The organism is Streptomyces roseolus, assembly GCF_014649855.1.
GTDB classification, from domain to species: domain Bacteria; phylum Actinomycetota; class Actinomycetes; order Streptomycetales; family Streptomycetaceae; genus Streptomyces; species Streptomyces roseolus.
On the sequence record NZ_BMTV01000012.1, the window covers coordinates 55694 to 77003 of the forward strand.

Genomic DNA, 21310 nt, shown 5'->3' on the forward strand with positions numbered 1-21310 from the left:
CAAGGGGCCGGGCCGGAACGTATGTCAGGCGGAGGCGTTCCGCCCAGGGGAAAACCCGCAGCTCAGCCGCGCACCTTAGCCGCCAGGGTGCGGAAGTCGGACCACGGCACGGCGGGTTTGCGGGGGTCCCACACCTTCTGGGAGAGGGCCGCGAGCGGGAGGCGGATGCCGGCGGCGACCTGGTCCTGGGTCTGGGCGTCGGCCAGGTCGCACCAGACGGCGAACCGGGCGCCCTGGATCTGCGCGTCGTAGCGGGCCGGGACGGGGGTGGTGCCGCGGACGACCAGCGGGGTCCACTGCTCGTAGATGCGGCGGCCGGTCGGGTAGGTGAACCGGTTGGGCTCGCCGAGCACGTAGTAGAGGTACTCGTCGTTGAGGTTGACCAGCCTGCGGCCCGCCTGGAGGTACGGGAGCGGGGGCCGGGCGCCGTACTCCTTGCCCGTCCAGTACTCGACCTCGATGTCCTTCGCCGCGCTGACGACGCCGCCGGCGAAGAAGCCGTCGTTCCACGCCTTGAGGGTCTTGCCGGTCGGCCGGACGGTGGCGGCGCGGTCGTTGAGCCAGTCGGTCGCCAGGTCCTGGACGCGGCCGGAGGGGCCGTACGCCTCCCGCGCCGCGCGGGCGAGCTGCGGGTAGGTCGCCTCGGGGTCCTTCGCCATCAGGGCCACGTACTCGTCGGCGCCGAGGTGCCAGTAGGCGCCGGGGAAGAGGGCGGTGTACTCGCGCAGCAGGTCGTCGACGATCCGGGCCGCGTCCGGGTCGGAGACGTCGACGGCGCCGCGCGGGGTGCGGCCGCTGACGCTGACCAGCTGGAGGTCCGGGTGGGCGGCGATGACCGCGCCGAGGTGCCCGGGCGAGTCGATCTCGGGGACGACGGTGACGTGCCGGCTCGCGGCGAGCGCCAGGATCCGGCGGACCTCCGCCTTGGTGAGGTGCTGCTTCGACACCACCTCGGGGTGCGAGTCGGACTCGATCCGGAAGCCCTGGTCGTCGGAGAAGTGCAGCCCCAGCTGGTTGAGCTTGAGGTCGCCCATCTCCCGGATCCGGTCCTCCAGCCAGGCGGCGGTGAAGTGCTTGCGGGCGATGTCGACGTTGAGCCCGCGCTGCGGCTTCGCCGGGCGGTCGGCGACCGTGCCCTCGGGCATCGCGCCGCTTCCCCTCACCGACTGCTTGAGGGTGCGGGTGCCGTAGAAGACGCCGGCCTCGTCGGGGCCGGTGATCCGGACCCGGCCGTCCTTCACGGTGAGCGTGTACGACTCGGCGGCGCCCTTGCCGCCGAGCGCCAGCTCGACGTCGCCCGGCCCCGCGGCGGCCTCGCCGCGGTAGCGCAGGCCCAGCTCCCGGGCGAGCAGCCGGCCCTCGTCGGCGAGGCCCGCGCTGTCGGCGCCGAGGACGACCCCGGCGCTCGCGGCGGGCTTCCAGCCGGGGCCCCGGGCCGGTTCGTGGGAGCGGACGGCGGGGACGGTGCGGGGGGCCCGGGAGAGCGGGTAGGTCCGGGTGGGCGTGGGGCTCGGGGTCGGCGCCGCGGTGGGCTTCGCGGCCGAGGTGGTCGCGGCCGGGGCCGTACCGGAGGGTGACGGGGATCCCGCGCCGGAGGGGGAGCCGTCCGAGCAGGCCGCCACGGTGGTCAGGGCCACCGCGGCCGCCAGGAGAGCCGGGCCGCGCAGGGGGCCCCGTGGGGAGTGCCGCATCCCACGCATCCTCCCCCACCCGGGCCGGCCCGGCCACTCGCCGGACGCGCTTCCGCACCCGCCGGAACGGAACCTTCACGTCCATCACACGTTCCTAAACTCTCCCTTCCGGGTGAAATTCGCGCACTCGTCGGACACTTCCCCCGTCCCGTCGATAACGTTGCGTCACGCCCACCCCACTCGTCCCGCCGTCCCGGAGCCCACGCTGACCAGCGACACCCACGCCCCCTGCCACAAGCCGGGCCCGGCGGACGCACCTGCCATACCCGCCCAGAAGTCCGCCGGCGCCCCGCACGGCCTGCTGCCGCTCAACGCCGCCACCCCGGCCGAGGCCGTGGAGCTGCTGCTCTCCTGCTGCCACAGCCGCCGCTGGGCCGAGCGGATCGCCGCCCACCGCCCCTATCCCACGGTGGACGCCCTGCTGGCCGCCGCCGAGGAGGCCGGGTACGACCTGACCGGCGCCGACCTCGACGAGGCGCTGGCCGCCGAGTCCTCCGCGCTGCCGCACCCGGACGCGCCGCCGGCCGCCCGGACCGCGCTGCGGGCCGCCCACGCCGCGTACGAGAGCCGCTTCGGCCATGCGTTCGTCATCAGCCTGGACGGGGTGCGGCCGGGCGAGCGACTTGACGTGGTCCTGGCCGGAATCCGGTCACGTCTCGGCAACGAACCGGAGGAGGAACGGGCCGTCGCGGCCGACGAACTGCGCCGCCTCGCCCGGTCCCGGCTGGCCTTCGCGCTCGCCCGGGGGCTCACCCACAGCCGGGGGAACCCGTGATTCCCCCCGGAATCGCCCGAAACGGCCTCGGACGATAGCCCGTCCGTGCCTGTTTGATCACACTGAAGGACCCCGCGCGAGCGAACCGACAAGTCGTCGCTACGATGACCGGGGCCGGTGGACCGTACCCGGCCGGGCCAGACCGACAGAGAAGCCGGCCGGGCCCCGATCCCCGCTCCCGGAGGGTTTTTCCGTGCCGGCTGGAACGCTGTACCGCGGCCGGGAAGGAATGTGGTCCTGGGTGGCTCATCGAGTCACCGGCGTCCTCATCTTCTTCTTCCTGTTCGTACACGTGCTGGACACCGCTCTCGTCCGCGTCTCCCCCGAGGCGTACGACGAGGTCGTCGCGACCTACAAGACGCCGATCGTCGCTCTTCTGGAGTACGGCCTGGTCGCCGCCATCCTCTTCCACGCGCTGAACGGCCTCCGGGTCATCGCCGTGGACTTCTGGTCCAAGGGCCCCCGCTACCAGAAGCAGATGCTCTGGACCGTCGTGGGCATCTGGGTCGTCCTGATGGCGGGGTCGATCTACCCCGTCCTCGGCCACGCCGCACGTGAACTGTTCGGGAGCTGACGCGCCTCATGTCCGCTGACACCACCTCCGCGATCGGTCCCGTCAAGGACGCCTCCTTCGACGTGGACAACCCCGCCCCGTACATCGAGGCCCCCCGCAAGCGCACGGGCAAGACCCCGCGCGCGACCCGCGGCAACTTCGAGATGGCCGCGTGGCTCTTCATGCGCCTCTCGGGCGTGGTCCTCGTGGTCCTCGTCCTCGGCCACCTGCTGATCCAGCTCTTCCTGGACGGCGGCGTCTCCAAGATCGGCTTCGCCTTCGTGGCCGGCCGCTGGGCGTCCCCGTTCTGGCAGGTCTGGGACCTGCTGATGCTGTGGCTGGCCATGCTCCACGGCGCCAACGGCCTCCGCACGGTCATCAACGACTACGCGGAGCGCGCCAACACGCGCCTGTGGCTCAAGGGCCTGCTGTACACCGCCACGGTGTTCACCATCCTTCTGGGCACGCTGGTGATCTTCACCTTCGACCCGAACATCCGCTAGCCACGGGGCTGAGGTAATCCACGTCATGAAGATCCACAAGTACGACACCGTCATCGTCGGCGCCGGCGGCGCCGGCATGCGCGCCGCCATCGAGGCGACGAAGCGCAGCCGCACCGCCGTGCTGACGAAGCTCTACCCCACCCGCTCCCACACGGGCGCCGCGCAGGGCGGCATGGCCGCCGCGCTGGCCAACGTGGAGGAGGACAACTGGGAGTGGCACACCTTCGACACGGTCAAGGGCGGTGACTACCTGGTCGACCAGGACGCCGCCGAGATCCTGGCGAAGGAGGCCATCGACGCCGTCCTCGACCTGGAGAAGATGGGTCTGCCGTTCAACCGGACCCCGGACGGCACCATCGACCAGCGCCGCTTCGGCGGCCACTCCCGCAACCACGGCGAGGCCCCGGTCCGCCGGTCCTGCTACGCCGCGGACCGCACCGGCCACATGATCCTCCAGACGCTGTACCAGAACTGCGTCAAGGAGGGCGTGGAGTTCTTCAACGAGTTCTACGTCCTGGACCAGCTGATCACCGAGGTCGACGGCGTCAAGAAGTCCGCCGGCGTCGTCGCGTACGAGCTGGCCACCGGCGAGATCCACATCTTCCAGGCGAAGGCGGTCATCTACGCCTCCGGCGGCACCGGCAAGTTCTTCAAGGTGACGTCGAACGCCCACACCCTGACCGGTGACGGCCAGGCCGCCTGCTACCGCCGCGGCCTGCCCCTGGAGGACATGGAGTTCTTCCAGTTCCACCCGACGGGCATCTGGCGCATGGGCATCCTCCTGACGGAGGGCGCCCGCGGTGAGGGCGGCATCCTCCGCAACAAGGACGGCGAGCGCTTCATGGAGAAGTACGCGCCGGTCATGAAGGACCTCGCGTCCCGTGACGTCGTCTCCCGCTCCATCTACACGGAGATCCGCGAGGGCCGCGGCTGCGGTCCCGAGGGCGACCACGTCTACCTGGACCTGACGCACCTCCCGCCGGAGCAGCTCGACGCCAAGCTCCCGGACATCACCGAGTTCGCCCGTACGTACCTCGGCATCGAGCCGTACACGGACCCGATCCCGATCCAGCCCACCGCGCACTACGCCATGGGCGGCATCCCGACCAACGTCGAGGGTGAGGTCCTGGCGGACAACACCACCGTCGTCCCGGGCCTGTACGCGGCCGGCGAGGTCGCCTGCGTGTCGGTGCACGGCGCCAACCGCCTCGGCACCAACTCGCTGCTCGACATCAACGTCTTCGGACGCCGCGCGGGCATCGCCGCCGCCGAGTACTCCCACACGCACGACTACGTCGAGCTGCCGGAGAACCCGGAGTCCCTGGTCGTCGCGCAGATCGAGAACCTGCGCAACTCCACGGGCAGCGAGCGGGTCGCCGACCTGCGCCGCGAGCTCCAGGAGACGATGGACGCCAACGTGATGGTGTTCCGCACGGAGCAGACCATCAAGACGGCCGTCGAGAAGATCGCCGAGCTGCGCGAGCGCTACAAGAACGTGTCCATCCAGGACAAGGGCAAGCGCTTCAACACCGACCTCCTGGAGGCCATCGAGCTGGGCAACCTGCTCGAACTGGCCGAGGTCATGGCCGTCTCGGCCCTGGCGCGCAAGGAGTCCCGCGGCGGTCACTACCGCGAGGACTACCCCAACCGCGACGACGTCAACTTCATGCGCCACACGATGGCGTACCGCGAGGTCGGCGAGGACGGCTCCGAGACCGTGCGTCTCGACTACAAGCCGGTCGTCCAGACCCGCTACCAGCCGATGGAGCGTAAGTACTGATGGCCACCCCCGTTCTGGACAAGGTCGAGGCGGAGTCCGCCGCCTCCCCCTACATCACGGTCACCTTCCGGATCCGCCGCTTCAACCCCGAGATCTCGGACGCGGTGGTCTGGGAGGACTTCCAGGTCTCGATCGACCCGAAGGAGCGTGTGCTCGACGGTCTCCACAAGATCAAGTGGGACATGGACGGCACGCTCACCTTCCGTCGCTCCTGCGCGCACGGCATCTGCGGTTCCGACGCCATGCGGATCAACGGCAAGAACCGTCTGGCCTGCAAGACGCTGATCAAGGACCTCAACCCCGAGAAGCCGATCACCGTCGAGCCCATCAAGGGCCTCACGGTGATGAAGGACCTCGTGGTCGACATGGAGCCCTTCTTCCAGGCGTACCGCGACGTCATGCCGTTCCTCGTCACCAAGGGGAACGAGCCGACCCGCGAGCGCCGGCAGTCCGCCGAGGACCGCGAGCGCTTCGACGACACCACCAAGTGCATCCTGTGCGCCGCGTGCACGTCGTCCTGCCCGGTCTTCTGGAACGACGGCCAGTACTTCGGTCCGGCCGCGATCGTCAACGCGCACCGCTTCATCTTCGACTCGCGCGACGAGGCCGGTGAGCAGCGCCTGGAGATCCTGAACGACAAGGACGGCGTGTGGCGCTGCCGCACCACGTTCAACTGCACGGACGCCTGTCCGCGCGGCATCGAGATCACCAAGGCGATCCAGGAGGTGAAGCGCGCGCTCATCACGCGTCGCTTCTGATCCGTCGCCGTACGCGGGAAGGCCCCGTCTCCCCCTGGGAGGCGGGGCCTTCCCGCGTACGGAGGAGGGGTCAGCCGCCGACCAGGGGGACGAGTCGGAGGAAGACAACCTCGGTGTCCGGGCCGAGCGCCACCGTCTCGTCGGGGTCCTCGATCTGACGGTCGCCGACCAGGACCAGGAAGCCGTTGCGGGAGAAGGCGTCGAGGGTGCGGGCGAGCGCGGCCCCGTAGCCCTCCGGGCCGGTCTCCAGGGCGACCCGGCGGGCGATCAGCTCGCGCAGCGGCAGCCGCTCCTCGGGGACGGCGAGGGGCGCGGAGGCGGTGCGGTCGCCGAGGGTCGTCTCGTCGACGAAGGTGACTGTTCCCATGGCGCCGAGGGTAGGACCCGGCACCGACAGCGGGTCAGCGCGGCCAGTGGGGGACGTCCGGGTCGGCCTCGGCGGCGAGCATGACGCGGCGGAGCAGGTCGTTGAGGGTGGCGCGCTCGGCGGGGTCGAGGACGCCGAGGAGGCGCTCCTCCTCGTGGCCGAGGACGCCCATGGCGCCGACCCAGACGGTGCGGCCCTCCTCGGTGAGCTCGACGACGACCCGGCGGCGGTCGGTGGTGGAGGGGGTGCGGCGGACGAGGCCGCGCCTCTCCAGGGCGTCGAGGCGGCCGGTGACCGAGGCGGGCGCCAGGTCGAGGTCCTGGGCCAGCTCGGAGGGGGCGGCGGAGCCGCCGCGGCCGGCCAGTTTGTGCAGGGTGTCGAACTCGTGGCGTTCGAGGTCGAAGTCGAGGAGGGACTGCTCGCGGACCCGGCGGAGGTGGACGGAGAGCTTCTTCATCCGGGTGACCGCGCCTTCGACGACGGGGTCGAGCTCGGGCAGGACGGGCTGCCAGCGGGCGACGTGCCCGTCGGTCCAGTCCTGTTCCTGGGGCGCTGCGGGGTCCGGCTGGTTCATGGGGCGATCGTACGTGCGGGGGTCCCGCCACCCCCCGTAGAGATATTTCGTTGCCGAATTATTCGGTGCCGAAATACTCTGCGTCCATGGCCGCTCCCGTCACCGCCCCGCCGCCCGTCCGCCACCCCCTGCGCACCCGCCCCTTCCGGCTGCTCTTCGCCGGACGGGTCCTCTCCCTCACCGGTGACGCCGTGATCCCCGCCGCGCTCGCCCTCGCCGTCCTGGAGGCCACCGGCTCCACCGGCGCGCTCGCCCTGGTCCTCACCTGCGCGATGGTGCCGAAGCTGCTCCTGCTCCCGGTCGGCGGCGTCCTCGCCGACCGGTTCGACGCCCGCGCCATCGCCCTCGCCACGGACCTCGTCCGGTGCGCCGCCCAGCTCCTCGTCGGCCTCCAGCTCCTCGGCGGCAGCCCCACCCTGTGGCTGATCGCCGCCGCCTCGGCCGTCGGCGGGGCGGCCGGCGCCTTCGCCATGCCGACCTCCTCCCCGCTGGTGCGCGGCACCGTGGCCGAGGCCGTACTGCACCGGGCCAACGCCGCCATGGGGATCGCGGCCGGCGCCACCCGCGTCGGCGGGCCCGCGCTCGCCGGCGCCCTCGTCCTCACCGTCGGCCCCGGCTGGGCCTTCGTCCTCGACGCCGCCTCCTTCGCGGTCAGCGCCGCGCTCCTCGCCGCGCTGCGGATCGACCGGGTACCGGTCCCCCACCGGCCCTTCCTGACCGATCTGCGCCAGGGCTGGCGGGAGGTCAGGTCCCGCGACTGGTACTGGACCAGCCTCGTCGCGCACAGCGCCTGGAACGGCGCCGCCGCCGTCCTGATGACCCTCGGCCCCGCGATCGCCCTCGACCGGCTCGGCGGGGCGGGCGCCTGGGTGCTGCTGCTCCAGGTCGGCGCGGTGGGGCTGCTCGCCGGCTCCCTCCTCGCCGACCGGCTCAGCCCCTCCCGGCCCGTCCTCGCCGCCAACCTGGCCCTCGCGAGCTACGCGCTGCCGCTGCTGCTGCTCGCGGCCGGGGCGCCCGCCTGGGCCGTCATCGGCGCGTACGGGCTCGCCCAGGTCGGCCTCGGCTTCCTCGGCCCCCTGTGGGACACCGTCGTCCAGCGGAGGATCCCCGAGCGGGTGCTGGCCCGGGTGGTCTCGTACGACTCGCTGCTCTCCTTCGCCGCGATGCCGGTCGGGTACGCGCTGGCGCCGCTCGCCGCCGACGCGTGGGGGCCGGGCGTGCCACTGGCCGTGGCGGCCGTCCTGGTCGGCGGCTGCTGCCTGGCGACGGCGCTGGTCCCGGGGGTGCGGCGGGTGCGCTGAGGCGTTGTCGGTGGCGGGGCCTAACGTCGGGGGCATGGTGGGGAACACGGGCCCGGTGGGCGATCCGATCGAAGCGGTGGCGCGCGCGGCGGCCGAAGGGCCGGACGCCCTGCGGGGGTTGCTGGACGGGCTGGAGGGGGCGGAGCTCCGGGAGGCCGCGCTCGCCCTCCACCTGCGCGTGTGCCGCAGGGACGGCGAGGAGGCGGCGGAGGCCGCGCTCGCCGGTCTGGCCCGGCGGGAGCTGGGATGGTCGGCCGCCGGGGCGGACCTGCTGCTGGGCCGGCTCCTGGGCGGAGAGGCGGTGGTGGCCCCGCACGAACTGCAGTCCAGGTTCCTCGCGGTGGCACCGCTCGCGGTGGCCGCCTGCGAGCAGGCGGAGGACTTCTCCCGGGCGCACGTCCGGTCACTGCGGGGTACGGCCGAGTCCCTGCGCGTGTACCGCCAGGACCGGTTCAGCCTGCTCCGCGACCGGATGGACGCACTGCTGAAGCGCGAGTCGCGGGTGGATCAAGGGGTACTGCCCCGCCATCTCCTGGACGGTTTCGACGACTTCGGTCCGGCCATGCGGGCCGCGCACACGGAGCTGCTGGCGGGGGCGGGGGTGTCCGCGTTCCTGGCGCACTGTGCGCTGATGGGCCGACCGCGGGCGACACGGACCTGGCGCAGGGAGGCGGCTGCGCTGCTGGCGGAGGCGGAGTCTGGTGCGGAGGTGGTGCGGCGGCTGCTGGAGGGGATCGCCGCACAGTCCGCGCACCGGGTGAACGACCCGGACCCGTACGGGATGGGCGTCCCGACCCTGGCGAGCGCCGCCAACACCTCCCTCGTCCGGGGCCTGTTGTGGGCGGCGCTCGGCATCGGGGAGGAGTGGGTGGTGCCGCTGGTGGGGGCCGTGGCGCTGCACGCGGGGACGGGACTCGGCGGATCCGGGGGGATGTGCCGGAGCCGGCCGATCGCGACGGCGGCCGTCGCGGTGCTCGGGGAGTGCCCGGCGGACCGGGCCGAGGCGGCCGTCGCGGAGCTGGGACGGCTGCCGAAGCGGGTGGTCAACCGCACGGTGGGGAAGGGGATCGCGCGCGCCACGGAGGCGGTCTCGGCCCGGGCCGGGGTGACCGCGTCGATGCTGCGGGAGCGAGCCGTGCCGGCGCTCGGCCTGGACGGACGCGGGGCGCGGGAGGTCGCGCTCGGTGCGTACGCGGCGGAGCTGGCGGTACGGGAGCCGGGCACCGCGCTGCTCTCCTTCAGGGGCCCGGAGGGGAGGCTCCTGAAGACCGCGCCGAAGGAGGTGCGGGAGGCGTGCGCCGGAGAGCTGAAGGAGGTCAGGGCGGGGCTGCGGAAGCTGTCGGCGCTGCTCTCCGAGGAGCGGGCGCGCCTGGAGGAGCACCTGGCGGCGGGCACGGTCTGGCCGGCGGCGGACTGGCGGCGGTACTACGCGGACCATCCGGTGACGGGCGCGGTGGCGCGGGCGCTCGTCTGGGAGGCCGGGGACGGCGACGGGGGCTGGACGGCCGGGCGGCCCGAGCGGTCGGGGGACGGCTGGGCGCTGGCCGGGCCGGACGGCGCCGTGCGGCCGGTGGGGGCGGGCGACCGGCTGCGGCTGTGGCACCCGCTGCGGGCCGGGGACGGGGAGGTCGCCCGGTGGCGGGCGGCGCTGCTCGACCGGGAGCAGCGGCAGCCGTTCAAGCAGGTGTACCGCGAGGTGTACCCGCTGACGCCGGCGGAGCGGACGACCGCCACGTACTCGAACCGCTTCGCGGGGCACGTGCTGCGGTACGGGCAGGCGCGGGCGCTGATGACGGCCCGCGGCTGGGCGGGGCCGCACCTGGGGCACTTCTCCGACGGGTACTCCTCCGAGATGGTGAAGGAGCTGCCCGCGCCGGGCGAGCTGCCGGCGGCGGAGGGGACGCGGTGGCGGGCCCGGTTCTTCGTCGACCTGGCCGACGACGGGGCGTACGCGGACGGGGCGGCCCTGCTCTGCGCGACGGACCAGGTGCGGTTCGAGCGGCGGGCGGGGGCGGCGGGGCCGCGCGGGCCGTGGGAGCGGGCGCCGCTGGAGGAGGTGCCGGCGCTGGTGCTGTCGGAGGCGCTGCGGGACGTGGACCTGTTCACGGGGGTGGCGTCGGTCGGGGCGGACCCGGACTGGCGGGACCGGGGCGAGGACCGGGCCCACGGCGACTACTGGACGCGCTGGGGCTTCGGGGAGCTGGGCGAGGGGGCGAGGGTGCGGCGGGAGACGCTGGGCCGGCTGCTGCCGCGGACCCGGATCGCGGACCGGGTGGAGCTGACGGACCGGTTCCTGCGGGTGCGGGGGGAGTTGGGGGCGTACCGCATCCACCTGGGCTCGGGGAACGTGCTGATGGAGCCCTCGGACGCGTACCTGTGCGTGGTGGTGGACCGTTCGCGGGAGGCCGGGCGGGCGGCGGGGAAGGTGTTCCTGCCGTTCGAGGAGGACGGCGGGATGCTGTCGGTGATCCTGTCCAAGGCGTTCCTGCTGGCCGCCGACGACCGGATCACCGACCCGACGATCACCGCGCAGCTGCGGCGGGGGCGCTGAGTCCGGCCAGGAAGCCGGTCAGCAGGGCCAGGGTCTCCTCGGGGCGCTCCAGGGCGGGGAGGTGGCCGGCCCAGGCGAGTTCGACGCGGCGGGCGTCCGGGAGGAGCTCCGCGAGCCGGTCGCCGACGGCGCGGAAGTCGGGGACGTCGTGGGCTCCGGTGGCGACGAGGGCGGGCACGGTGACGCCCCGGAGGTCGTCCTCGGTGACGCCGGAGGGCCGGGCCCCGTGCTCCTCGGGGACGGGGAGCTGGAGGTCGAAGGCGCGGCGCTGCATGGCGTGGACGAGGGCGCGGGCCTCCGGCCCGGCCTCGGGGCCGCACCACAGGTCGACGTTGAGGGCGGTCGCGGCGTCCACGTCGCCGGCTTCGAGGAGGGCTTCCTCGCGCGCGAAGAAGGCGCGGAGCTCGGGGCCCGGCCGGTGCTCGACCGGGGCGGCGGCGCAGAGCAGGGCGAGCGCGGCCGTGCGGCCGGGGTGGCGGACGGCGACGTCGAGGGCGACCTCGCCGCCGAAGGAGGAGCCGACGAGGACGGCCTTCTCGGCGCCGAGGTCGTCGAGGAGGTCGCGGACGTCGTCCGCGTGGAGGTGGGGCGCGTCGACGGGGGTCTCGCCGAAGCCGCGGAGGTCGCAGCGGACGACCCGGTACCCGGCGTCGGCGAGGGCCTGGAACTGTCCGTCCCACATCCGGCGGTCGCAGACCCCGGAGTGCAGCAGGACGACGGTCCGGTGGCCGGTTCCGGCCGTGTCATGAGAGAGCGTCACCCGCGTGACTGTAGACGCTCCCGATGCCCCCGGCCACGCCTTTCCCCATTGACTTGAACACGTTCAAGAAGAGGTCTACAGTCATGCCTGCCAGCATTTGAACGCGTTCAAGGGAGCGTGGGGCATGGACCTCACTGTCGTCGCGTACATCGCCTACCTGCTGATCAGCGTGGCCCTCACCACCTGGGTCGCCCGCACCCTCAGCCGCAACGGAAGGATCTTCCTCGCCGACGTGCTGCACGGGAACGAGAAGCTCGCGGACGCCGTCAACCACCTCCTGGTGGTCGGCTTCTACCTCGTCAACTTCGGCTTCGTCGCCCTCTACCTGCGCCAGGACCAGACCGTCGCCGACGCCCGGGAGCTCTTCGAGGCCCTCTCCGTCAAGCTCGGCGTCGTCCTGCTCGTCCTCGGCGTGATGCACCTCGGCAACGTCTACGTCCTCAACCGGATCCGCCGCCGCGGCGCCATGGAACGCGAGCAGGTCCCGCCCGTCGCCCCGCAGGGCTGGACCGACCCCAAGAGCGGCCCCTGGGCCCCGCCCGCCCCGCAGGCCTGACCACCGTGTCCACGCCGGCACACCCCACGACCCCCGTGGCGCGCCTGACCGTCCTGTACGACGCCGAGTGCCCGCTCTGCGTGCACCTCAGGCACTGGCTGCTGCGCCAGCGGCAGCTCGTGCCGCTGGACCTCGTCCCGGCCGGCTCGCGGCGGGCCAGGGACCTCTTCCCCGGCCTCGACCACGCCGCCACCCTGCGGGAGATCACCGTGGTCGGGGACCGGGGCCAGGTCTACACCGCCTCGGCCGCCTGGATCGTCTGCCTGTGGGCCCTGGCCGAGCACCGGCCCCGCGCCCACTGGCTCGCCGCCCCCGTCGGGCAGCCCCTCGCCCGCGCCGCCGTCCTCGCCGCCTCGAAGTGGCGGGAGGCGCTCAAGGGTTCCGGCGGCGGGGACCGGGACTGCTCCGACGGGCACTGCGAGGTGCCCGGACCGCCCGGTTAGGCTCGACCACGTGACGGAAGAGAAGAAGGCCCCGGACACCCCGAAGGCCGCGAAGGCCCCGAAGAGCGAGCAGACCCGGACGCTCATCCTGGAGACCGCGCTGCGGCTCTTCCGGGAGCGGGGGTACGACAAGACCACCATGCGGGCCATCGCCCAGGAGGCAGGGGTCTCGGTCGGAAACGCCTACTACTACTTCGCGTCCAAGGAACACCTGGTCCAGGGCTTCTACGACCGGATCGCCGAGGAGCACCAGGCGGCCGTCCGGCCGGTCCTGGAGGGCGGCGAGAAGGAACTCGTCGCCCGCATCAGGGGCGTCCTGCTCGCCTGGCTCGACATCGCGGAGCCGTACCACGAGTTCGCGGCGCAGTTCTTCAAGAACGCCGCCGACCCGGACAGCCCGCTCTCGCCGTTCTCCCCCGAGTCGGAGGGGCCGCGCGAGGCGGCGATCGAGGTGCACCGCAGGGTGATCTCCGGCGCCTCGGTCAAGGTCGACCCCGAACTGTCCGAGGCGCTGCCCCAGCTGCTGTGGCTCCAGCAGATGGGGCTCGTCCTCTTCTGGGTGTACGACCGCTCCGAGGGCGCCGCCAACAGCCGGCGCCTGGTGGAACGCCTGGCGCCGGTGACCGCCCGGGCGATCTCGCTCTCCCGCTTCCGGATCCTGCGCCCGCTGGTCAAGGAGACCCACGAACTGCTCGCCGACTTCATGCCCACGGCGGCCGGGATGGCGGCGTCGGGGCGGCCCCGCAGGACCACCCCGAAGAAGGACTGAGCGCCGCCCGGAGCACCGAGCACGGACCGGACCGGGCAGTGGGCGCGGCTCAGATCCAGGAGAGTTCCCACAGCCGCCAGATGCCGGTGCCGTCGGAGAGGTTCTGCGAGCCGCCGACGGCCTCGGTGGCGAGGACGTAGTCGTTCTTCTGCCAGAGCGGGACCAGCGGCACGTCCTCGGCGACCAGGTCCTGGATCGCCTTGAAGTCGCGGGTGGCGCGGGCGCGGTCGCCGTACTGCTGGGTGTCGGCGATCAGCCGGTCGACGGCCTTGCTGGAATAGCCGCTGGAGAGGGCGTTCCCGGTGCCGACGAGCGGGGCGGTGAAGCTGTCCGAGTCGGGGAAGTCGGGGAGCCAGCCGACGGTGTAGGCGTCGTAGGCGCCGCTGGTGTAGCCCTTCTGGAAGGCCTGCCAGTCGGCCTCCACCGCCTTCACCTCGAAGAGGCCGGTCCTCTCCAGCTGCTTCTTGATCTCGGCGGTCTCCGCCTTGTACGTGGCGTCCTGGCGGTAGCCGAAGGTGAACCGGACCGGCGTCTCCACGCCGGCGTCCGCCAGGAGCTTCGCCGCCTTCGCCTGGTCCGGCGCCGGGTAGCGGTCGTAGAAGGCCGTGCTGTGGCCGACGAAGCCCTGCGGGATCAGCGAGTACAGCGGCTCGACCGTGCCCTTGTAGGCGCCGGTGGTGATGGCCGGGCGGTCGAGGACGGCCGCGACCGCCTGGCGCACCGCCTTCTCCGCCATCACCGAACCGGGCCGGGTGTTGAAGTTGAGGTTGCGGATCTCGGCGCTCTCCGCCTCGGTGAGCCGGGTGCCGCCATTGGTGCCGAGGCCTTCCACGAAGGACGGCGGGAGCTGGCGGTGCGTCACCTGGACGTCGCCGGACTTCCAGGCCTCCGCCAGGTCCTCGGACCGCTTGAAGTACTTCACGAGGACCGGGCGGCCCGTCCCCGTCAGCGCGCCCCGGTACTTCGGGTTGGGCTCCAGGAGGGCGCTCCGGCCGGGCTTGTACTCCTTGAGGAGGTACGGGCCGGTGCCGTCGACGGCGTGGTCCTGGCGGAGGGTGTCGGCCTGGTAGCGGTCGCGGTCGACGATCGAGCCGGCGCCGGTGGCCAGCTTCAGCGGGAAGGTGGCGTCCCGGGCACCGAGGTGGAAGGTGACGGTGCGGCCGTCGGCCACGACGCTCTTCAGGGTGGGGAAGAGCGGCGCCGGACCGACCTCCGCCTTGATCTTCAGCATCCGGTCGAAGGAGTACTTGACGTCCTCGGCGGTCACCTTGCGCCCGCTGGAGAAGCTGAGGTCGTCGCGGAGCGTGCACTGGTACGTGGTGAGCCTGTCGCCCACGAACCTGCAGCTCTCGGCGGCGTCCGGGGTGGGGGTGGTGAAGCCGGGCTTGAAGGTCAGCAGCGACTGGTAGACGTTGCCGTAGAGCGCCCAGGAGCCGGCGTCGTACGCGCCGGCCGGGTCGAGCGAGGTGACCTCGTCGGTCGTGCCCACGGGGATGGGGTCGGTGCGTCCCTCGCCGGAGGGCAGGAGTTGCCAGCCCCCCACCCCCGCGGCCACCAGTACTCCACAAGTGATGAGGATCCGGAGACGGACCGTCGACCGCATTGCCGTGCTTCCTTTTTTCGCGCAAACGCCCCAAAGAGCGACGGCCCCCGAATCGTCGCGTTTGCGCCACCCAATCACACGGGTTTCACAGGGGGAAGAGGAAATCTTCACACGGCATGCATATGTCCGGGAAATGCGAATTTAAGTCGATGAGCAGCACGTATCGACCCCGGCGCACGGAGTGACAATCACCGATTACGCCTGTTTCGAGGCGAGTTGGACGACCGTGATGTCGGACGGCGCGCCGACCCGGACCGGGGGTCCCCAGGCGCCCGCGCCCCGCGAGACGTACAGCTGGGTGTCGCCGTACCGCTCCAGACCGGCCACGGTCGGGTTGGCGAGCTCGGCGAGGAGGTTGCCGGGCCAGAGCTGGCCGCCGTGGGTGTGGCCGGAGAGCTGGAGGTCGACGCCGTGGGCGACGGCGTCGTCGATGACGACCGGCTGGTGGGCGAGGAGGACGGCCGCGCGCGAGCGGTCGCGGTCCCCGAGCGCCCGGACGAAGTCGGGCCCCTGCCCCTCGCTCTCCCCGGCCACGTCGTCCACGCCGGCGAGGTCGAAGCCCGCGGCGATCTCCAGGCGTTCGTTGCGCAGCGGCCGCATGCCGAGCTCGCGGACGTGGTCGACCCAGGCGTCGGCGCCGGAGAAGTACTCGTGGTTGCCGGTGACGAAGAAGGAACCGTGCCGGGCGCGCAGCCCGGCGAGCGGCTCGGCGGCCGGCCCGAGGTTCTCCACGGTGCCGTCGACGAGGTCGCCGACGACGGCGATCAGATCGGGCTGGGTGGCGTTGATCGCGTCGACGATCCGCTGCGAGTGCGCCCGGCCGAGGATCGGCCCGAGGTGGATGTCGGAGACGACCGCGATCCGGTACCCGTGCGCGGCCCGCGGCAGCTTCGCCAGCGGCACGGTCACCCGCTTCACCCGGGGTCCGCGCAGCACCCCGTACGCCCCGTTCGCCACGGTCCCCGCGGCGACGGCGGCGGCGGCCCCGCCGACGACCCGGGAGACGAAGAGACGCCGCGACACGCCGCCGACCGGTGCCGTGGCCGGGACCACCTTCGGCTCGGGCTCCACCACGGCCTCCGGCCCGGGCGCGGCTTCCGGCTCCGGAAGCCGCTCCGGTACGGGGACGGGCGCGGGCGCCGGTACGGCCGCGGCCGCCTCGGTCCGGGCCGGGCTCTCGGCCGCGGCCGGGGCCTCGGCGCCCGCCGCCCGCCGCGCGAGCCACCGCGTCAGGAGCGGCCGCACGGCCTCCCCCGCGACGAGCGCGAGCACCAGGTACAGCAGCGTCGCGAGCCACAGGAAGCCGGGCCAGGCCACCACCCTCTGCACCGCGAACGGCATCCCCGCCCGTCCCGACACGAGCGCCGCGACCGACAGCACGGGCAGTACGATCACCACCCCCGTACCGATCCGCCGCGCGAGGCCGCCGGGCGCGGTGACGTCCCGGACCATCCGGCGCCACACGTACCAGTGCACGAGGGCGAGCAGCCCGAGAACCACGACCAGGAAGAAGGCGATCACGCCCGGAACCTCACTTGTGTCAGTCGGCAAGAACGGCGGCAAGCACGGGTGGAACCCCCGCCACCGAATCGAGGGGACCGCGTCGGATACTGGCAGAGCCGACCCGCTCACCTCTCGGAAGGGCACCCGTGAAACTCAACCGGCCCACGTCGTGGTTCCTGCTCGCGTTCGGCGCCTGGTCTTGGGTGATCTGGATCACCTTCGCTCGCAACCTCGTCAAGGACGCGAGCGGACTCGCCTTCGACGACGCGGGCGACCCGACCGCCTACTTCTGGGTGCATCTCGCCCTCGCCGCGACATCGTTCGTCCTAGGGACGGCCGTCGGCGTGATCGGCCTGAGGGGCGTGCGCGCGAACTCGGGCAAGTAGAAAACCCCGCCCATGCGCCACGGGGAGCGCGTAGGCGGGGCAGTCTCGCGGTTCAGCCGGGTCGAGGGACGCGCTTGATCATGCTTGTCCGGCTACGCGGACTCGCCCGTTGCGGTCGCCGTCAGAACGTGGGTAGGGCGGCGCACCAGGGTGCGTCGAACCCTCCGCACTCTTGCTACCGGGGCTTGCCCGGCTGTCTGCGGTGTCAGAGGGCAGCCGACACCTCTTCGTCCTCCTCCTGGGCCTCCTTCTCGAGGTGCCGCCAGTGGAGCGTCACGCGGTCCTCGATCTCGATGTACTTGCGGGACTCCGGGTCCCGGCCGGGGCCGACCGAGATTCCGGAGAGGAAGAGGTCGAGGAACTCGCGGCGCTCGAACACGTCCCACGCCGCCCAGGGAGAGCCGGCGCCCAGGGGGTCCTCGCCCGGTTCGAACCAGTCCGAGGGAACCTGGATCGCTGCCGTGGTCTGCTTGTCCAGTTCTTCCAGCCTGGCCGTGCACCGATCCTCGAAAGTCCGGTACTGCGTCATCGTCGCGCGCCACACGGCCAGCTCCTCCCGCCCCCGGTAGAGCCCCGCCTTGCGGTCGGCCTGGAGTTCGGCGATGGAGTTCCGGACGTGCTCAAGATGCGCCGCAGTCTCGCGCCGCTCCTCCCGGACCCCGGACAGGTCGCGCTGAAGCGCGAATCGGAGTGCCGCCTCCGCCAGCCATTCCCTGTGCTCGTGGTCGTCCACGTCCGCGGCGGCAAGGCGTGCCCAGACGCGCCGGGCCACATAGTCGTCGGCGTCTTTGCGCTTGATGCTCAAACCACCGTGGCCCTTGGGGTTGGCGCACATGTAGTAGTCCTGCCCGCCGTTGTTCCTGCTCTGTCCCATGGACCCCGCGCAGATTCCACAGGTGGTGAAGCGCCACCCGCTCAGGAGCGTGGGTGTGGCCTCTCCGCCGGGCTGCCTGTTGGTCTTGTTGCGCTTGCTGCGCTGCTCCTGGAGTTCCAGCCACTTGGCCCCCGGGACGATGCCCCGGTGGGGAGTCAGGGGCTCCCCGCCCTCACCCCGGGCGACCACGTTCACGTACGCCTTGCCGCGCTTCACCCGTTCGCTGGCGAAGCCTCCGATGGCCGGATGGGAGAGGATCCAGCGGACCGTCTGCGCGCGCCACCGAATGGGGCTGTCCTCGTTCGACACACGGCGCTTCTTGATGGACTGCACCCGCTTCTCGGTGGCACGCCGTTCGGCCTCTCCGGGGGCCGGTACGTCCTCTGAGTCCAGCGTCGTCGCGATCTTGTTGTCGGAGACTCCGGCACATGACAACTCGACCATGCGCTCGACGGTTGCGACGTGGTCCGGATTGTCCTCGTCCGGCTCCAGGACGGAGACGACAAGGTTGCCGATCTTCTCGCGAGTCGCCCTCATGCCGTACGGCGCGGAGCTGGAATGCCGGCCGCCGACCGCCCTGATCACGTCCTTGGCTCCGCGCAGGCGCTCCGCCTTGATGTCGCTGTCCTGCTTCGCGAGGGCTGCGATGAGCGTGAAGATCGCGACACCGACGGCGTTCGACGTGTCGAGGAACGGTTCGAGGACGGAGACGAAGCGGACTCCGTACTTCTTGAACTCGTTGTCGATCTCCAGGGCGTCGTGTGCGCCCTTGCGGGTCAGTCGGGACAGCTCGTTGACCACCACCACGTCGACCTCACCCGCGCGCACGGCGGACAGGAGGTCTTCGAAAGCCGGGCGGACCGCGTGGGGATCCCAACCGGACCTACCGACGTCTTTGAACGTGTGAACGACCTCCCAACCCCGGCTCGCCGCGAGCGCCTCACCGGCTGCCACCTGTGCCTCCGGCGAAGCCTCGGAGGAGTCGGGGCGCGCCTTGGACTGTCGGGCGTACACGGCCGCCCGCACCGTGTCGAGCTGCTTCGCCCCCACGGCCGACACAAACGGAGACATGCTCTCTCACCTGCCCCTTTCGCCCCCCAGGGCGTACCGGTTCAATCCCCATGGAAAGCGATCCAGATGAACCTGCTCACTCTGTCCAACGAAGGAAAGAACCAGAGGACACGACCGCCGAGCGGGCTGCGTCCGAGGACGCCGGACGCTGCCGCGGCCCCGCGTCCGGGTGGACGGGTGGGCGCGGGAGGGGGCGCGGGGTTCGGTTCGGCGGGGCGGGGAGGTACGTTCTCGGTCGTGTCTGTTTCGAACAGGACCGCTGGTGCGGTCGCCGCCGCTCTGTTGCTCCCGTTCGCGATCGGTGTCGGGCCCGCCCACGCCGACGAACCCGTGAAGCCGGGGGGCACGCCGACCGCCTCGGCCTCCGCCACGCCGACCGCCCCGCCGCAGCCGAAGCCGCCGGCGAACATGTCGTCGGTGGGCGGGGCGCTGCTCGGGCTGCCGGGGACCCAGGTGAAGCTGGGGACCGGGGCGCCGGTGCTGCCGAAGGAGCTTTCGGCGCGGTCGTGGATCGTCGCGGACGCGGAGAGCGGCGCGGTGCTCGCCTCGCACAACGCGCACTGGCGGCTGGCGCCGGCCTCCACGCTGAAGATGCTCTTCGCGGACACCCTGCTGCCGAAGTTCACGGATCCGAAGCGGGCGCACCTGGTGACCGCCCAGGACCTGTCGGGGATCGGCGAGGGGTCGAGCCTCGTCGGGATAAAGGAGAAGCAGAGCTACACGGTCCGGGACCTGTGGCTGGGCGTCTTCCTGCGGTCGGGGAACGACGCCGTGCACGTGCTGACGCAGATGAACCAGGGCCTCGCCAAGACCGTCGCCGAGATGAACGCGCACGCGGCGGAGCTCCAGGCGCTCGACACCCAGGTGAAGACGCCGGACGGCTACGACGCCCCGGGGCAGGTCTCGTCCGCGTACGACCTGACGCTGATCGCCCGCAGCGGCATGCAGAAGCCGGCGTTCCGGGAGTACGCGGCGACGGCGCGCGCCGCGTTCCCGGGCGAGGCTAAGCCGGGCAAGAAGCGCGAGACCTTCGAGATCCAGAACACCAACCGGCTGCTGACCGGTGACTTCGGGATCGCCCCGTACCAGGGCATGGCCGGGGTGAAGAACGGCAACACCACGCACGCGGGCGCGACCTTCACGGGGGTCGCCGAGCGGAACGGGCGGGTGCTGCTCGTGACGGTGATGAACCCCTCGTCGAAGGAGCAGCACGCGGTCTACAAGGAGGCCGCGCGGCTGCTCGACTGGGGCTTCGCGGCGTCGGGGAAGGTGACGCCGGTGGGCGAGCTGGTGGCGCCGCGCAACGTGGTGCCGGTGGCGCGGCCTTCGGGCGGTACGGAGTCGGGGGCGGCGGCGGCGCCGGAGCGTCCGCAGTCGGCCGTTCCCGCCGTCGCGGCGGGTGCCCACGGCGGTTCGGGCGGCGTCGGGATCGCGCTGGCGATCGCGGGCGGGGTGCTGGTGCTGCTCGCGGGCGCGGTGTTCCTGGTCAACCGGCGCTGGCCGGCGGCGGGACGGCCCCGTCCTCGTCCCCGGACGGCCGCGTCCGATTCCGCTCCTGGTCCCGGTCCTGGTCCCGAGGCGACTCCTTAGCGTCCACGGCCGTCCAGGCCGAGCAGAACAGCAGGAGTTTCGCGGTGAAGTTGATCCACAGGAGCAGGGCGACCGGCACGCCGAAGGCCCCGTACATCGACTTCGCCGCGACCTCGCGCATGTAGCCGCCGAGCAGCAGTTTGAGGAGTTCGAAGCCGGCCGCGCCGATCAGGGCGGCCACCACGAGCCGGCGGCGCGGCGGTTCGACGCCGGGCAGCGGCTTGAGGACGTAGAGCAGGATCAGGAAGTCGGCGGCCATCGCCACGAGGACGGCGGCGGTCTGGAGGACGACGCCGCCCGCTCCGCCGCCGGAAATGCCGAGCCGGTCGGCGCTCCAGCCGACGGCCGTGGAGCCGAGCCAGGAGGCGGCGAGCGAACAGAGGGCGACGCCGCCGAGGCCGCAGAGGACGATCGCGTCCTTGCCCTTGCGGACCACCGGGTTGCCCTCGTCGGTGTCGTCGAGCCGCCAGACCGCGCGCAGGCAGTCCCGCATCGAGCCGATCCAGCTGATGCCGGTGAAGAGCAGCAGGGCGCCGGCGACGAGGCCGACGGTGCCGGCGTTGGCGACGAGGGCGCCGATGTCGAGCTGGTCGGAGATGCCGGGGACCTGCTCGGAGAGCTTGTCCTCGATGCGTGCGAGCTGGTCGTCGGTGAGCAGCGCGGCGCCGATCGCGGCGGCGACCGTGATCAGCGGGAAGAGGGCGAGGAAGGAGAGGAAGGTGACGGCGGCCGCGAGCCGGGTCCAGTGGACCTCGTCGAGCCGCTCGTAGGAGCGCCAGGCGTGCGTCCTCATCAGCCGGGCGGCCCAGGGGCCGATGACGGGGAGCTTGGTCAGCCAGTCCATGACCCGAGCATCCCCCGGTCGTGGGCGGGGCGCGGGGACCGACACCGGACCGCAGCGA

20 protein-coding genes are annotated in these 21310 nt (G+C 72.4%); 12 read left to right on the plus strand and 8 right to left on the minus strand.

Annotation, left to right across the window (positions count from 1 at the left end; all coding sequences use genetic code 11):
- Positions 1-62: 62 nt before the first annotated feature.
- Positions 63-1691, minus strand: coding sequence for a beta-N-acetylhexosaminidase (locus IE245_RS16250; RefSeq protein ID WP_189948007.1), 1629 nt, complete (start codon positions 1689-1691; stop codon positions 63-65).
- A gap of 160 nt (positions 1692-1851) precedes the next feature.
- Here IE245_RS16250 and IE245_RS16255 point away from each other — a divergent pair, with 160 nt between their 5' ends.
- From IE245_RS16255 to IE245_RS16275, 5 genes are all read left to right on the plus strand, one after another.
- Complete coding sequence (locus IE245_RS16255) at positions 1852-2466, plus strand: 2-oxo-4-hydroxy-4-carboxy-5-ureidoimidazoline decarboxylase (RefSeq protein WP_373305338.1); 615 nt, start codon at positions 1852-1854, stop codon at positions 2464-2466.
- A 193-nt stretch (positions 2467-2659) separates the two neighbouring features.
- Positions 2660-3040, plus strand: coding sequence for a succinate dehydrogenase, cytochrome b556 subunit (sdhC, locus tag IE245_RS16260; RefSeq protein WP_189948009.1), 381 nt, complete (start codon positions 2660-2662; stop codon positions 3038-3040).
- An 8-nt stretch (positions 3041-3048) separates the two neighbouring features.
- Complete coding sequence (locus tag IE245_RS16265) at positions 3049-3522, plus strand: succinate dehydrogenase hydrophobic membrane anchor subunit (RefSeq protein ID WP_189948012.1); 474 nt, start codon at positions 3049-3051, stop codon at positions 3520-3522.
- Positions 3523-3547: 25 nt separating this feature from the next.
- Positions 3548-5302, plus strand: a complete 1755-nt coding sequence (gene sdhA, locus IE245_RS16270) for a succinate dehydrogenase flavoprotein subunit (RefSeq protein ID WP_189948014.1) — start codon at positions 3548-3550, stop codon at positions 5300-5302.
- Positions 5302-6060 (plus strand): succinate dehydrogenase iron-sulfur subunit, encoded by a 759-nt coding sequence (locus IE245_RS16275; RefSeq protein ID WP_189948017.1) that lies wholly within the window; start codon positions 5302-5304, stop codon positions 6058-6060. The genes sdhA and IE245_RS16275 overlap by 1 nt, the downstream gene beginning before the upstream one ends.
- 70 nt (positions 6061-6130) lie before the next feature.
- Here the strand turns inward: IE245_RS16275 and IE245_RS16280 are convergent, their stop codons facing one another.
- Positions 6131-6427, minus strand: a complete 297-nt coding sequence (locus IE245_RS16280; protein ID WP_189948019.1) for a hypothetical protein — start codon at positions 6425-6427, stop codon at positions 6131-6133.
- 34 nt (positions 6428-6461) lie between these two features.
- Positions 6462-7001, minus strand: coding sequence for a MarR family winged helix-turn-helix transcriptional regulator (locus tag IE245_RS38065; RefSeq protein WP_189948021.1), 540 nt, complete (start codon positions 6999-7001; stop codon positions 6462-6464).
- 86 nt (positions 7002-7087) lie between these two features.
- On the opposite strand from IE245_RS38065, the gene IE245_RS16290 reads away from it, so the two are divergent.
- Together IE245_RS16290 and IE245_RS16295 are read left to right on the plus strand one after the other, a co-directional pair.
- Positions 7088-8302: an MFS transporter gene (locus IE245_RS16290; protein ID WP_189948023.1), complete on the plus strand. Its 1215-nt coding sequence runs from the start codon at positions 7088-7090 to the stop codon at positions 8300-8302.
- Between the two features lie 34 nt (positions 8303-8336).
- Complete coding sequence (locus IE245_RS16295; RefSeq protein WP_189948025.1) at positions 8337-10853, plus strand: DUF4132 domain-containing protein; 2517 nt, start codon at positions 8337-8339, stop codon at positions 10851-10853.
- Here the strand turns inward: IE245_RS16295 and IE245_RS16300 are convergent.
- Positions 10825-11613 carry an alpha/beta fold hydrolase gene (locus IE245_RS16300; protein WP_189948027.1) on the minus strand — a complete coding sequence of 263 codons (789 nt, stop codon included), beginning with the start codon at positions 11611-11613 and terminating at the stop codon, positions 10825-10827. The two genes, IE245_RS16295 and IE245_RS16300, sit on opposite strands and share 29 nt — an antisense overlap.
- Before the next feature lie 124 nt (positions 11614-11737).
- On the opposite strand from IE245_RS16300, the gene IE245_RS16305 reads away from it, so the two are divergent.
- The 3 genes from IE245_RS16305 to IE245_RS16315 are packed head-to-tail and all read left to right on the plus strand — an operon-like array spanning position 11738 to position 13381.
- Positions 11738-12169: a hypothetical protein gene (locus IE245_RS16305; RefSeq protein ID WP_189948029.1), complete on the plus strand. Its 432-nt coding sequence runs from the start codon at positions 11738-11740 to the stop codon at positions 12167-12169.
- A 5-nt stretch (positions 12170-12174) separates the two neighbouring features.
- The gene (locus IE245_RS16310; RefSeq protein WP_229851328.1) at positions 12175-12612 is read left to right on the plus strand and encodes a thiol-disulfide oxidoreductase DCC family protein; all 438 of its coding nucleotides are present in this window, start codon (positions 12175-12177) and stop codon (positions 12610-12612) included.
- Between the two features lie 10 nt (positions 12613-12622).
- Positions 12623-13381 carry a TetR/AcrR family transcriptional regulator gene (locus tag IE245_RS16315; RefSeq protein ID WP_189948031.1) on the plus strand — a complete coding sequence of 253 codons (759 nt, stop codon included), beginning with the start codon at positions 12623-12625 and terminating at the stop codon, positions 13379-13381.
- A gap of 49 nt (positions 13382-13430) precedes the next feature.
- On the opposite strand, the gene IE245_RS16320 is transcribed toward IE245_RS16315, so the two are convergent.
- Both IE245_RS16320 and IE245_RS16325 read right to left on the minus strand, forming a co-directional pair.
- Entirely contained in the window at positions 13431-14984 is a 1554-nt protein-coding gene (locus tag IE245_RS16320) for an ABC transporter substrate-binding protein (protein WP_189948033.1), read from the minus strand.
- A 195-nt stretch (positions 14985-15179) separates the two neighbouring features.
- The gene (locus tag IE245_RS16325; RefSeq protein ID WP_189948036.1) at positions 15180-16505 is read right to left on the minus strand and encodes a metallophosphoesterase; all 1326 of its coding nucleotides are present in this window, start codon (positions 16503-16505) and stop codon (positions 15180-15182) included.
- 128 nt (positions 16506-16633) lie between these two features.
- On the opposite strand from IE245_RS16325, the gene IE245_RS16330 reads away from it, so the two are divergent.
- Positions 16634-16873, plus strand: a complete 240-nt coding sequence (locus IE245_RS16330; protein WP_189948038.1) for an SCO4848 family membrane protein — start codon at positions 16634-16636, stop codon at positions 16871-16873.
- Positions 16874-17078: 205 nt separating this feature from the next.
- Here the strand turns inward: IE245_RS16330 and IE245_RS16335 are convergent, their stop codons facing one another.
- On the minus strand, positions 17079-18797 hold the full coding sequence (locus IE245_RS16335; protein WP_229851329.1) for a recombinase family protein: 1719 nt from the start codon (positions 18795-18797) through the stop codon (positions 17079-17081).
- A 258-nt stretch (positions 18798-19055) separates the two neighbouring features.
- Between IE245_RS16335 and IE245_RS16340 the strand changes: the two genes are divergently transcribed.
- The gene (locus IE245_RS16340; protein ID WP_308436614.1) at positions 19056-20408 is read left to right on the plus strand and encodes a D-alanyl-D-alanine carboxypeptidase family protein; all 1353 of its coding nucleotides are present in this window, start codon (positions 19056-19058) and stop codon (positions 20406-20408) included.
- On the opposite strand, the gene IE245_RS16345 is transcribed toward IE245_RS16340, so the two are convergent.
- Entirely contained in the window at positions 20305-21252 is a 948-nt protein-coding gene (locus tag IE245_RS16345) for a YihY/virulence factor BrkB family protein (protein WP_189948045.1), read from the minus strand. The genes IE245_RS16340 and IE245_RS16345 overlap by 104 nt on opposite strands.
- Between the last annotated feature and the right edge of the window lie 58 nt (positions 21253-21310).